Genomic DNA, 12442 nt, shown 5'->3' on the forward strand with positions numbered 1-12442 from the left:
AAGGGCGACAAGAGGGATCAGATGGCGTAGTGCCAGACGGTGATCAGGTAGGACCCGTACCACAGCCCGAACGCCGCGCAGCCCGACAACACTAGCGCCGCCGTCCGCGGCTTCGCCCGTCCGAGTGCGATCGCCGGCGGGACCAGGATCACCAGCACGGGGACCAGCAGCCGCGGCTTCGAGTGGTAGTAGCCGCCCTGACCGAGGACCAGGACGAGCGCGATCAGGCCGTACACGAGCAGCGGCGGCCACACCCTCTGCGCCACCGCGATGGCGGCCAGCGCGACGACCCCGATGACCATCCAGGCGACGCTCACCTGGATCCAGCCCTCGCCGGTACGCAACGCGTCGCGCACGAAGTTGAACGTGGACGTGCCGTAGTCGAACGTGGTGCCCCAGCCGGCGGTCTGGATGTCGAACCACGCGCCGAGGTCGCCGACCCGCATGCCGACCCACAGCAGATAGCCGGGCACCCCCGCGAGCGCGACGGCAGCCGCGAGAATCGGATGCCAGATCGGCGGACTATCCGACGAATCCGATTTGTCCGACTTGTGGATTCTGTACACGGCCATCGCGGCGGCGACCGCCAGGCCGAGTGCGGCGGCGGCGCCGGTCGGCCGGGACAGTGCCGCACCGAGGCCGAAGAGGCCGGCGAAGAGCCAGTCGCCGCGGTGCGCGAACAGGAACATGCCGGCGACCATCGCGACGAACAGCGCTTCCGAGTACGCCATGGACAGCGCCATCGACATCGGCTGGGTGCAGAAGAGCGCGGTCAGGGCCACGCCGACCCGCTCGTCGTAGAGGCGGGTGCCCAGCGCGCACACGAGGATCGCGGCGAACGCGCCGGCGATCCACGCGACCGTGATCGCGGCGGTGCCGACCTCGAGGCCGGTCGCCAGGTGCACGATGCGGACCAGCATCGGGTAGCCGGGGAAGAATGCCAGGCCGTTGCCCGTGAGCTGGCCATCGGCGGTGTAGCTGTACCCGGTCGGGTACCCCTCCTCGGCGAGCCGGACGAAGTGCCCGCCGTCCCACGCGAGCAACCGGCTGCGGACCTCGCCGTTGTCGGCCATCCACCAGACCAGCAGCAGCTGGACAAGACGGCTCAGCGCGTACACCGCCAGCGGCAGCGCCCACAGGAACTGTGTCCTCGGCCGCCGCGCCACCTCAGTCACCGCGGTCATCGTCACCCTTCAGCGCCCCGGGGGGCTCCGGGGGCCGCGCCGACAGCTCCCGCCAGGCTGCCTCGGCGGCCCGCTGCTCAGCTTCCTTCTTGCTGCCGCCCTGCGCGCCGCCGTAGCGGCGCTTGGCGACGATCACCCAGGCGGTGAACCGCTTGGCGTGGTCGGGGCCCTCCTCGTCGATGCGGTACTCGGGGACGCCGAGGCCGCGACCGGCGGTGAGCTCCTGGAGGCTGGTCTTCCAGTCGAGACCGGCGCCGCGCAGCGCGGCCTCGGCCATCAGCTCGTCGAACAGCTTGTGAATCACCGTGGCGGCGGTGTCCAGGCCGTACTGGAGGTAGATCGCGCCGATGAGCGCCTCGAGCGTGTCGGCGAGGATGCTGGCCTTGTTGCGCCCACCGGTCGCCTCCTCGCCCTTGCCGAGCAGCAGGAACGGGCCGATGCCCTCGGGGCCGAGCCGGCGGGCGACGTCGGCGAGGGCGCGCATGTTGACCACGCTCGCGCGCAGCTTCGCCAGCTGGCCCTCGGCGAGGTCGGGGTGGTTCTTGAACAGCGCGGTGGTGATCACCACGCCGAGCACGGCGTCGCCGAGGAACTCGAGCCGCTCGTTGGTGGGCAGGCCGCCGTTCTCGTAGGCGTACGAGCGGTGCGTCAGCGCCCTGCGGAGCATGTCGGGGTCGAAATCCACCTCGAAGGCGGACTCGAGTGGGGTCGGGTTTTTCACGAGCGCTCTCCCAATGCGTCACGGATGGTGAGGCCGCCGGCCGAGGAGAGTTCGGTCAGCAGTTCGTCGGCGAGCCCGGCGACCGCGGGGATGATCCGCTCGCGGTGCAGGCGCGCGGCGAGGGCGATGCCGGAGGCGATGTCGGGACCGTCGGCGGAGCCGTGGCAGACCACGACGGCGCCGGTGACGCCGAGCAGTGCGGCGCCTTTGCTAGCGGCCACCACATGTGGCGCTTCGACCGCTCCTGTGTGGTGTGCGGCGGCTGTACTGGCGGCCGTCGCGCCTTCTATGCCCTTGAGCAGGATGTTGCCGGTGAAACCGTCGGTGACGATCACGTCGGCCGGGCCTCCGCGGGGCACGTCGTGGCCCTCGACGAGGCCGATGTAGCGCCCGCCGGCGGGCAGGACGGTGTCGGACAGCGCGACGGCGACGGCCCGGCGGAGCCGGTCGCCCTTGCCGGGCTCGCTGCCGATCGACAGCAGCCCGACGCGCGGGTCGGTCACGCCGAGGGCCACCTTGGCGTAGGCGGCGCCGAGAACCGCGTGCTGGACGAGCTCCAGCATCGTGCCGTCGATCGTCACGCCCACGTCGAGCAGCAGCACTGGGCCGTGCGGGGTGGGCACGTGCGCGGCGAGGCCGGGGCGTCGTACACCGCGGAGCCGCCCCAGCACGTGGGCCGACGCGGCGACGGCGGCGCCGCTGGATCCGGCGGAGACCATCGCGTCGGCGCGGCCGGCGTAGACGGCCTCCGCCGCGGCGCGCACGGTGGACTCCCGCCTGACGTGGCGCATCGGGGCGTCGCCCATGCCGACGGTGCGGTCGACCACGCTGACGCTGACGCGCTCGCGGTCATGGACCGCGAGCGCGCCGATGACCTCGTCGGCCGACTCGCGCGGCCCTACGAGGAGCAGATGCAGGTCTGGATCGGCGCTGCACGCGCGCAGAGCGCCGTCAACCACGACGGCGGGAGCACTGTCCCCGCCGAGGAGGTCGACGGCGATCCGCGCGGTGCCGGACGGGGGCTGCCCGCCGTGCGGCGACCTGTCGGATCGCGTCACCCGGATCCGGAAATCAGACCTCGATGACCTGACGGCCGTTGTACGTGCCGCAGACCGAGCACGCAGCGTGGGGCAGCTTCGGAGAGCGGCACTGCGGGCACGGCTGCGTCTGCACCGCGACGGCTTTCCACTGGCTCCGGCGCGACCGGGTGTTGCTGCGCGACATCTTCCGCTTGGGAACGGCCACGGGTCTTACTCCTCTGAGTGCTGGATCTGGGTCAGGGCGGCCCAGCGCGGGTCGAGCTGCTCGTGGCCGTGGCCGGCGGGCAACTCATCCAGCGGCACCCCGCAGTCGGGGCACAGCCCTGGGCAGTCTTCACGGCACACGGGATTGGCGGTCAGGGAGAGCACCACCGCGTCCCGCAGTGCCGGCTCCAGGTCGATCAGGTCGCCCTGCAGCCTTCCGACCTCGTCCTCGTCGGTCGTCTCGTCCGTGGTGCTGTGCTCATAGGCATAGAACTCTTGGATCGGGACTTCCAACGTGTCGCTGATCGGGCGCAGGCAGCGTCCGCACTCGCCCACCAGCGGGCCGGTGACGGTGCCGGAGACGAGAACGCCTTCTGACACCGACTCCATCCGCAGCTGGAGGTCGAGCTCGGCGCCCGCAGGCACGCCGATCAGCTCCAGACCGAGGTCCTCGGGTGCCGGCACTTGGCGCGACACCGCATGAAGAGCGCCCGGTCGTCGCGGCAGGTCTCTCGTCTCGAGGACCAGCGGCTTCCGGGGATCCAGTTGCGGGTGCGGTTGATGTGGCATCTTCAGACTCCGGCCAGGCAGGGCCGACGGACAAGGCTACCCGAGCGGCAGATCTCCCGTCGAATCGCCCCTGCCCGTCGGGTCAGAAAGGCAGCGGCCGGTCGTCGTCGCCGGACGGTGTGAAAGAGCCTATCTCGCGCAGCGCATGCATCTTGTCGCGGCCACGCTCGATCGAGGCGAGCGATCGGGTGAGGAACTGCTCGAAGTTGGCGAGGGCCGTGTCGACATAGTCGTCGACCTCGTCGCGGAGCCGCTGGGTCTCGGCCCGCGCCTCGTTGATCATGCGGGACGCCTCGTGCTCGGCGGAGACGACGATCTCGTTGATCGACACGAGCCGGTTGTGCTCCTGCTCCGCCTCGGTGATGATCCGCTCGGCCTCGCGGCGCCCCGCGTCGACGATCTTGTCCCGCTCGTCGAGCAGCGCGGTGGCACGCCGAAGCTCACCCGGCAGGTCGGCGCGCAGCTGGTCGAGCAGGTTGATCATCTCGGCGCGGTCGGCCACGAAGTTGCTCCGCGACATCGGTGCCGACCGTGCACCCTCGACCAGCGCGATGATCTGGTCGATGCTCTCGAGCGGATCCACTTGCGGTCACTCCCTGTCCCCACGGCAAACAACGACACCATCATGCGGCCCAAACCATGATGCCGCTCCATCGCCACACGGAAAGCTTTCAGTTTCCGGGTTTCGCGAGCCGCTCGCGCAGCCGGTTTGCCACAAGGTCGGGCACATGCGGCGAAACGTCGCCGCCCCATTTCGCGACCTCTTTGATGAGGCTCGACGAGACGAATGAGTACTTCGGGTTGGTCGGCATGAAGAGCGTCTCGATGGCGCCGAGCCCGTAGTTCATCTGGGCCATCTGCAGCTCGTAGTCGAAGTCGCCGGCGACCCGCACACCCTTGACGATCGCGCTGACGTCGTTGGCCCGGCAGAAGTCGACCAGCAGCCCCTGGAAGACGTCGACCCGCACGTTCGTGTACGGCGCCGTCACCTCCGCGAGCATCTCCTGCCGCTCCTCGACCGTGAACAGCCCCGCCTTGCTCGTATTGATCAGCACGGCGACGACGACCTCATCGAACATCTTCGACGCGCGTCCGACGATGTCCAGATGTCCGTTGGTCACCGGATCGAACGAACCCGGACACACCGCGCGCCTCATTGCACCAGCCCAAGCCTCATGAGCGGGGACCGTACCAAAGCCGCCCGGCCGCCCGCTTCACGTGCCCGGCTCGCGTTCCGCATACCACAGCGTCGTCTCCCCGTAGCGCCGCTCGGCGCGCTGCCGCAGGCCCTCGGGCCAGCGCATCGGGGCGCCGCGGCTGCTGCGCTCGACCACCACGACGGCGCCGGCGGCGAGCCAGCGCGCGACCAGCGCGTCCAGGACCGCACCCACCTTCTCGTCGGTCACGGCGTACGGCGGGTCGACGAACACCACGTCGTAGCGCTCGTCGGGCTCCTGCTGGAGCAGCCGCTCGACCTTGTCCGCGACCAGCTTCACGGTGCCGCCGACGCCGAGGGTGGCGATGTTGGCCCGCACGATCCTGGCAGCCTTGGCGTCACTCTCGGCCAGCAGCACGTGGGCGGCGCCGCGCGAGCACGCCTCGAACCCGACGGCACCGGATCCCGCGTACAGGTCGGCGAACCGGGACCCGTCGAGGTCGACCATGGCCTCCAGGCTGCTGAAGAGGGCCTCCCGGACCCGGTCGGAGGTCGGCCGGGTCCCCTGTCCCGCGGGGACCGTCAGGCGCCGGCCGCCGAGCGCGCCGGCCACGATGCGTGTCACGCCGTCCAGCCTAGGCTCGCCGTCGACGTGACCCGCGCCACTCCCAATTCAGACTTTTCCGATTTTTCATTGTGTACTGCGATTCAATCCGGCATGACTACTCTGCGTGCTTGATTACGGAGAGTAGCTTGCCGTCCAGCAGGGCTTTTCAGCGTTGCGTAGCTGTTCTTACGCTGTTTGCAGTCGCGACAAACCATCACGACTACCCATGAATTGGGGAGACGTAGATTCGGGCCGAGCACAATCGGTCACCGCTTTGCGGCCCGGGGAGTCAGTGGTGAGACCGCCCCCAGACTTGCGATGTTGGGGGCACGTCTTGCGTAAGACCCTGCTCGTTTTCGGTAGCACGCTGCTGTTCGGCGGCGCCTTCGCCGGCACCGCCTTCGCCTCGTCGGCCATCTCCGGCACGTTCTGCACCCCGGCGTCCTCGGCCACCTACCGGCACACGTTCGACGGCCCGGCCGGCACCGCGACGATCACCTCGACCGCTGCCCTGTGCCCCGGCGAACGGCAGGCCTTCACGCTCGTCTCCTACACCGCCCCGTCGAAGTCCTTCGGCAACCCGCAGTTCGTCTACGCCACCGACACCGCCGCGATCACCGCCACCACGCCGTCGATCACCCTCCGCGTCGACGTCCCCGGCTGCTACACCCAGGTCGACACCGTCTTCGGCACCAATGTGATCAACCCCATCGTCGACGGCGGCCCCCGCTACGGCACGACCAAGCCCGGCGACACCGCCGCTCCCGGCAGCCGCTCGGCGGGCGTGCGCGCCTGGTACAACGGCGGCACCACGACCTGCCCCCAGCCGGCCGCGACCTTCACCGGCGACTGCGACGGCACCCTGACCGCCCACCTCGCCAACTCCCCCACCGCCAACGTGGACGCCGTCTTCGACCTCCCCGGCGGCCTCTCCGTCCACCTCCGAGTCGACCACCGCCTCGCCTTCCACCTCAGAGTCCGTCTCCCCGTCGACGTCCGCTTCCATCCCCACTTCCCCGTCGACATCCGCCGCCCCGTCGGCGACCGCGTCGGATCCGGCCACCGCCACACCGTCCGCGTCGATGTCGACCCCCACCTCACCGTCGGAGTCCGAGACCACCACCGCTCCGCCCACCTCACCGGCCACGCCGTCCCCCACCGCGACGACCTCCACCTCCCCGACCGCATCCCCGTCCGCCTCAACCCCGCAGACGAACAACCCGGTCGAGACCGTCACCGAGATCACCCCCACCAACGGCAACGGCAACGGCAACACCGTGACCCCGACCACGACCGCCCCCGACACCTCGAGCAGCCTCCCGGTCACCGGCTCCAACGCCACCGTCCTCGGCGGCGCCGCCATCTTCATGATCGCGTTCGGCGGCGGCCTGATCCTCCTCAGCCGCCGCCCCCACCGCGGCCGCCACGCCGCCTGACCCGCCCCACAAAAACGTCGATCAATACCCCGAAATACCCCATTCCCTCCATAGACGCCGCGCGATCCACCCACACTTTGAAGATCAAAGTGTGGGTGGATCGCGCAACGTCAATTTCCCAAAAGCCACAGATCCGGGCATTGACCAACGTCTACAGCCACGCCGGCCACGCCGATCCGGCCGGCCCGGTCCACGGCGGCTACCTGAGCCCAAGTACCGGACCACTGTGTGGATGCCCGCTGATGAGGCAACAACACCGCGCCGCCACCGGCGCAGTCCCGGCCACCTGCCCCACCCACACGTTCGGCAGACCATTCTGGAGGCAAATCCATACCCCCGGCAGACCCGCCCCTTGCCACGCCGTCCCCGGACACCCTGCTACTGCAAGCGCCGGCCCAGCCACGAGCACCGCAGACACAACCCCGGATGCCCTCGCCGACACCACATAGCTCAGAACCGGCCCGGGCATCGCAGTCGCAGCCCTACGACGTCCCCCGGGGCACACCCGGCTACGGGCAACGCAATCGCAGGCCCCGCCACAGCCTCCCCAGGCGCGAACCCCGCCGCGGGCAACACAGGCGCCGACCCGACCACTACAGGCGCAGCCCGTCACCCCTGCCCGGACGCACACCCCGCCACCAGCACCGCACGCGCAGGCCGGCCACAGACACCGCAGACGCATGGCCGGCTCGGGCACGGCAGCCGCACCCCCGCGACTCCCGGGCACACCCGACACGGGCAACGCAGGCACGGGACCGACCACAACCCCTTCACCGCCGCAGCCCCGCCACACCCACCACGGACAACGCAAGCACGCGACCGACCACAACCACAGCCCGTCACGCCCGAAGCGCCCCGGCACAACCACCACAGTTACCGCGCCACCACGCACTCTCCGGACGCACACCCCGCCACCGACACGGCAAGCACAAGGCCGGCCATGACCATCGCGGGTGCAGCCCCGGCACGCCCGCCCCGGACGCACACCCCCGCTACCGACACCGCGAGCGCAGGGCCGACCACGGACACCGGAGGCCCGCGCCGGCGTGGTGGGCTGGTGGGGCGCGGCCTCCTGTCCGATCGCCTGCTCCGACGGGAGGAGAGCGGGAGGAGAGGAGGGGCGGGTCAGCCCTTCTCGAGGTACTCGGCGCGCTCCTCGTCGACGAGTTGGGTGACGGTAGCGGCGAGCCCGGGGTGGCGGGTCAGCTCGCGGTCGTCCTCCAGCAGCTCGAACGCCTCGGCGCGGGCGTCGCCGATCAGTTCGGCGTCGCGGAGCAGGGACAGGAGCTTCAGGTGGGAGCGGCGGCCGGACTGGGTGGCGCCCAGGACGTCGCCCTCGCGGCGTTGCTCGAGGTCGAGCTCGGCGAGCTTGAAGCCGTCGGTCGTGGAGGCCACCGCGTCCAGGCGGGTGCGGGCCGGGGTGCCCTCGACGGACTCGGTGACGAGGAGGCACAGGCCGGCGGCGCTGCCCCGGCCGACCCGGCCGCGGAGCTGGTGCAGCTGGGAGACGCCGAAGCGGTCCGCGTCGAGGATCATCATGACGGTCGAGTTGGGGACGTCGACGCCGACCTCGATGACCGTGGTGGCGACCAGCACGTCCAGGTCGCCGGCGGCGAACGAGCGCATGACCGCGTCCTTCTCGTCGGCGGGCAGGCGGCCGTGCAGGATGCCGATCCGCAGGCCGTGCAGCGGGCCCTCCGCCAGCTGCGGCGCGACGTCGAGCACGGCCAGCGGCGCCCGGCGGTCGTCGTCGCCGGGTGCGAGGGCCAGGTCCTCGCCGTCGGACTTGGCGTCGCCGATGCGGGGGCAGACGATGTACGCCTGGTGGCCGGCCGCCACCTCCTCGCGGATGCGGCGCCACGCCCGGTCCAGGAACGCGGGCTTGTCCGTGGCCGGCACGACGTGCGAGGCGATCGGGGAGCGGCCGTTGGGCAGCTGGCTGAGCACCGAGGTCTCCAGGTCGCCGAAGACCGTCATCGCCACGGTGCGCGGGATCGGCGTCGCCGTCATGACCAGCACGTGCGGCGGCTGGTCGGCCTTGGCGCGCAACGCGTCGCGCTGCTCGACGCCGAAGCGGTGCTGCTCGTCGACGACGATGAGGCCCAGGTCCTTGAACGCGACCCCCTCGTACAGCAGCGCGTGCGTGCCGACGATGATGCCCGCGGCGCCGGAGCCGATCTCCTCCAGGACCTTGCGCTTGGCGGCGGCGCCGAGCGAGCCGGTCAGCAGCGCGACCCGGGTCGCGTCGGGGGCGGCGTCGAGCTCGCCGGCGCGGGCCATGCCGCCGAGCAGGTTGATCACGTTGCGGTGGTGCTGGGCGGCGAGGACCTCGGTCGGGGCGAGCATCGCGGCCTGCCCGCCGGCGTCGACGACCTGCAGCATGGCCCGCAGGGCGCAGACGGTCTTGCCGGAGCCGACCTCACCCTGCAGGAGCCGGTGCATCGGGTGGGGGCGGGCCAGGTCGGCCGCGATCTCGTCGCCGACGTCACGCTGGCCGCGGGTCAGCTCATACGGCAACAGCCCGTCGAACGTCGCCAGCAGCCCGTCCTCGCGCAGCGGCCGGGCCCGGGCGGGCCAGTCGGCGGCGCGGTGCTTGCGCTGCACCAGGGTCAGCTGGAGCGCGAACGCCTCGTCCCACTTCAGCCGCCGCCTGGCGAAGTGCAGCGACTCGCGGGACTCCGGCCGGTGGATCTCGCGGAGGGCCTTGTCGAGGGAGGAGAGCTTCCGCTTGACACGCACCGTCGCCGGCACGGGGTCCGGCGTGGGCGGCAGCACGTCCAGCACGGTGCGCACGGCGGCCGCGATCCGCCACGTCGGCACCTTCGCCGTCGCCGGATACACCGGGATGATCGCGCCCGCGAACTCCTCGACGCTCTCCTCCCCCTCGGCGCCGTCGAGCAGGATGTAGTCGGGCTGGTTGAGCTGCAGCTTGCTCTGGAACCGGCCGACCTTGCCGGAGAACAGCCCCCACCGCCCGGGCCGCAGCTGCGACTCCCGCCACGGCTGGTTGAAGAACGTCACGCTCAGCTCGCCGCCGCTGTCGTCGCCGACGACCACCTCCAGCAGCGACCCGCGCTTGCCCGCGGTCTTGCCCCGCTGCTGCACGAACGTCCGCGACGACACCCGCTTCACCTGCCCGAACACCGTGACCTCGGTGTCCATCTCCAGGGAGCGGATGTCGGTGTGCTCGCCGCGTTCCTCGTACCGCCGCGGGAAGTGATACACGAGGTCACCCACGGTGTGCAGGTTGAGGCTGTCGGCGAGCAGCTTCGCGCCGTTGCCGATCACCTTCTGCAGCGGCGTGGTCAGGTCGATCTCGGTCACCGGTCTCACTCCACCCCGACCAGCAGCGGATAGTGCGGCTGGTCTCCCTCATAGCACTGCACCTCGACGAACGGCCACGCCCCCGCGACATGCCGCCGCAGCGTCTCCCCCAGCCCCGGCGGCGCCCCCTGCCCCGCGATGAGGGTGACGAGCTCCCCGCCGGCCAGCAGCATCCGGTCGAGCAGCAGGCACGCGGTGCGCTCCAGGTCCTGCCCGATGAGGTTGACCTCCCCGTCGACGATGGCGAGCACGTCACCGAGCTGGCACCGCCCGGCGACGGTGAGCGCCTCCCGGGCCGCGACCGTCAGCTCCGCCGACCTGCACCGGGCCGCGGCCTCCGCCATCGCGATCACGTCGTCCTCGAACCTGCGGCCGGTGTCCCGCACCGCCATCGCCGCCAGCGCCTGCACCGGCGACCGGGTCGGCACGACACCCGCCCGGATCCCGGCCGTCCTTGCCTCGGCCGCCGCCGCGGTGGCGACGGCGAGCACGTTGGCGTCGTTGGGCAGGACGACCACCCTGCCCGCGCCCGTCGACCGGATCGCCGCGAGCACCTCCGCCATCGACGGCGTCCCGGTCACGACCGTGGCCCCCTCGGCCGCGAGCAGCTCAGCGAGCCCCCGCCCAGTGCACACGACGACGATCCCCGAGCTGGCACTCTCGTTTTCGGTCGCGGCCGGCGTACGAACAGTGCCCTCCGACCCGATCGCGCCCACCGGACCGGACGGCGCTGCCGCGTCGGCCGCCTGCCGCTCGGCGATCTGCTCGGCGAACCGCGTCACGGTGATCCTGCTGGGCCGCCCCGCCACGATCCCTGCCTCGATCGCCGCCCCGACGTCGTTGACGTGGACGTGCACGTGCCAGGTCGGCTCGTCCCCGACGACGACCAGCGAGTCGCCGAGGGCGCTCAGCGCCTCCCGCAGCGGCTCGATCGCGGCGGCCGGGGCGTCCAGCAGGAACTGCACCTCATAGCCGAACTCGACCGACCCCGCCTCACGCTCCATCACCCCACCCGGATCGGCGACCCGGGCCGGCACGTCGACCGGCACCGGCGGCGTCTCCCCCGTCAGCGAGGTCACGAACGCCTCCAGCAACACCACCAGCCCGCGCCCCCCGGCGTCGACCACCCCCGCCCTGGCCAGCGCCGGCAGCTGCTCAGGCGTGCGCGCGAGAGCCACCCGGGCCCCTTCCGCCGCCGCCCGCGCCACCTCCACCACTCCGCCCCAACCCGCCCCGCCCCCGAGCTCCCACAACGCCCCGCCGGCACCAACCGACGCCGCCCCGGCCACGGATCCCGCCGACGACCCACCGGAACCCGCCGCCTCACCACCGTCCCCCGGCAACGACCCACCGGGGCCCGCCGACAACCCGCCAAAGTTTCCCGACTCACCGCCAAACCCCGCCGACGACCCGCCGGACCCCACCAGCTCACCGCCGGAATCCCGCGACGACCCACCGAAGCCCGCCGCCTCACCACCGCCCCGCGCCGACAACCCGCCGGACCCCACCAGCTCACCCCCGGAACCCCGCAACGACCCCCCGGAACCCCGCGACCCGTCCCCGCCCCCCGGCGACCCACCCCCGGCCCCCGGCGACCCGCCGCCGACCCCAGGTGACGACCCACCCGCCGCAGACGGCTCACCGCCGGGGCCGCTCGGTTCGCCGGCCGAGACCCGCGACGACGCGCCGGCAGCCGCCCGGGCCGCGGCCGACGCCACCGACAGGACCGTGCCCTCCACGGGGGCCGCCACCGCCGCATACGCCGACGCCGCGGCCCGCTCCAGCGCCGCCGCCAGCTCGGCCGGCCCGATCGCCCGCGTCGAGGCCAGGGACGTGGCGAGGCCCTTGAGCAGCTGAGCCAGGATGATGCCCGAATTGCCCCGGGCGCCCAGCAGCGCGCCCCTCGCCGCGACCGCGAGCAGCTCCCCGGCGCTGGAGGAGCCAGGCGCGGCCTCCACGGCGGCCGTGGCGGCGGACATGGTCAACGCCAGGTTGGTCCCCGTGTCGCCGTCAGGCACGGGATAGACGTTGAGGGCGTCGATCTCGGACCGGTGCCGGCGCAGCGCGTCGAGGCCGGCGGCACACCACCGGCGAACAGCAGCAGCATCGACATTCACTGGCACGCGCCGAGCCTATCGGCGACCACCGACAATTTCCCCGCTCGCCACCCGAGCCCCAGGAAAGCGACCCCGGCAAGGCC

Annotated in this window: 12 protein-coding genes; 1 reads left to right on the forward strand and 11 read right to left on the reverse strand. The window is 71.9% G+C overall.

From position 1 onward, the window contains the following. Positions 1 to 17 precede the first annotated feature (17 nt). The 9 genes from ACQEVZ_RS18740 to ACQEVZ_RS18780 all read right to left on the reverse strand — a co-directional run bounded on the left by ACQEVZ_RS18740 (position 18) and on the right by ACQEVZ_RS18780 (position 6364). Positions 18 to 1184 carry a mannosyltransferase family protein gene (locus tag ACQEVZ_RS18740; protein ID WP_433368116.1) on the reverse strand — a complete coding sequence of 389 codons (1167 nt, stop codon included), beginning with the start codon at positions 1182 to 1184 and terminating at the stop codon, positions 18 to 20. After that, entirely contained in the window at positions 1168 to 1851 is a 684-nt protein-coding gene (rnc, locus tag ACQEVZ_RS18745) for a ribonuclease III (protein WP_363394640.1), read from the reverse strand. The genes ACQEVZ_RS18740 and rnc overlap by 17 nt, the downstream gene beginning before the upstream one ends. 50 nt (positions 1852 to 1901) lie before the next feature. After that, positions 1902 to 2963: a phosphate acyltransferase PlsX gene (locus ACQEVZ_RS18750; protein WP_433368119.1), complete on the reverse strand. Its 1062-nt coding sequence runs from the start codon at positions 2961 to 2963 to the stop codon at positions 1902 to 1904. Positions 2964 to 2976: 13 nt separating this feature from the next. After that, entirely contained in the window at positions 2977 to 3150 is a 174-nt protein-coding gene (gene rpmF / locus ACQEVZ_RS18755) for a 50S ribosomal protein L32 (protein ID WP_033357807.1), read from the reverse strand. Positions 3151 to 3155: 5 nt separating this feature from the next. Further along, positions 3156 to 3719 carry a YceD family protein gene (locus ACQEVZ_RS18760; protein ID WP_360559607.1) on the reverse strand — a complete coding sequence of 188 codons (564 nt, stop codon included), beginning with the start codon at positions 3717 to 3719 and terminating at the stop codon, positions 3156 to 3158. Positions 3720 to 3801: 82 nt separating this feature from the next. Next, positions 3802 to 4302: a hypothetical protein gene (locus ACQEVZ_RS18765; RefSeq protein WP_344507992.1), complete on the reverse strand. Its 501-nt coding sequence runs from the start codon at positions 4300 to 4302 to the stop codon at positions 3802 to 3804. Between the two features lie 88 nt (positions 4303 to 4390). Then, a complete protein-coding gene (gene coaD / locus ACQEVZ_RS18770) occupies positions 4391 to 4876 on the reverse strand; it encodes a pantetheine-phosphate adenylyltransferase (protein ID WP_344507994.1) in 486 nt (161 codons plus the stop codon). Between the two features lie 57 nt (positions 4877 to 4933). Continuing rightward, positions 4934 to 5500 (reverse strand): 16S rRNA (guanine(966)-N(2))-methyltransferase RsmD, encoded by a 567-nt coding sequence (gene rsmD / locus ACQEVZ_RS18775; protein WP_344507996.1) that lies wholly within the window; start codon positions 5498 to 5500, stop codon positions 4934 to 4936. A 711-nt stretch (positions 5501 to 6211) separates the two neighbouring features. After that, entirely contained in the window at positions 6212 to 6364 is a 153-nt protein-coding gene (locus ACQEVZ_RS18780; protein ID WP_433368125.1) for a hypothetical protein, read from the reverse strand. 200 nt (positions 6365 to 6564) lie between these two features. On the opposite strand from ACQEVZ_RS18780, the gene ACQEVZ_RS18785 reads away from it, so the two are divergent. Continuing rightward, the gene (locus ACQEVZ_RS18785; protein ID WP_433368128.1) at positions 6565 to 6918 is read left to right on the forward strand and encodes a hypothetical protein; all 354 of its coding nucleotides are present in this window, start codon (positions 6565 to 6567) and stop codon (positions 6916 to 6918) included. A gap of 1125 nt (positions 6919 to 8043) precedes the next feature. Here the strand turns inward: ACQEVZ_RS18785 and recG are convergent. Both recG and ACQEVZ_RS18795 read right to left on the reverse strand, forming a co-directional pair. Further along, on the reverse strand, positions 8044 to 10242 hold the full coding sequence (gene recG / locus ACQEVZ_RS18790; RefSeq protein WP_433368131.1) for an ATP-dependent DNA helicase RecG: 2199 nt from the start codon (positions 10240 to 10242) through the stop codon (positions 8044 to 8046). 5 nt (positions 10243 to 10247) lie between these two features. Continuing rightward, positions 10248 to 12365: a DAK2 domain-containing protein gene (locus tag ACQEVZ_RS18795; protein ID WP_433368134.1), complete on the reverse strand. Its 2118-nt coding sequence runs from the start codon at positions 12363 to 12365 to the stop codon at positions 10248 to 10250. Between the last annotated feature and the right edge of the window lie 77 nt (positions 12366 to 12442).

This window comes from Dactylosporangium sp. CA-152071, from assembly GCF_050936335.1.
GTDB lineage: Bacteria > Actinomycetota > Actinomycetes > Mycobacteriales > Micromonosporaceae > Dactylosporangium > Dactylosporangium maewongense.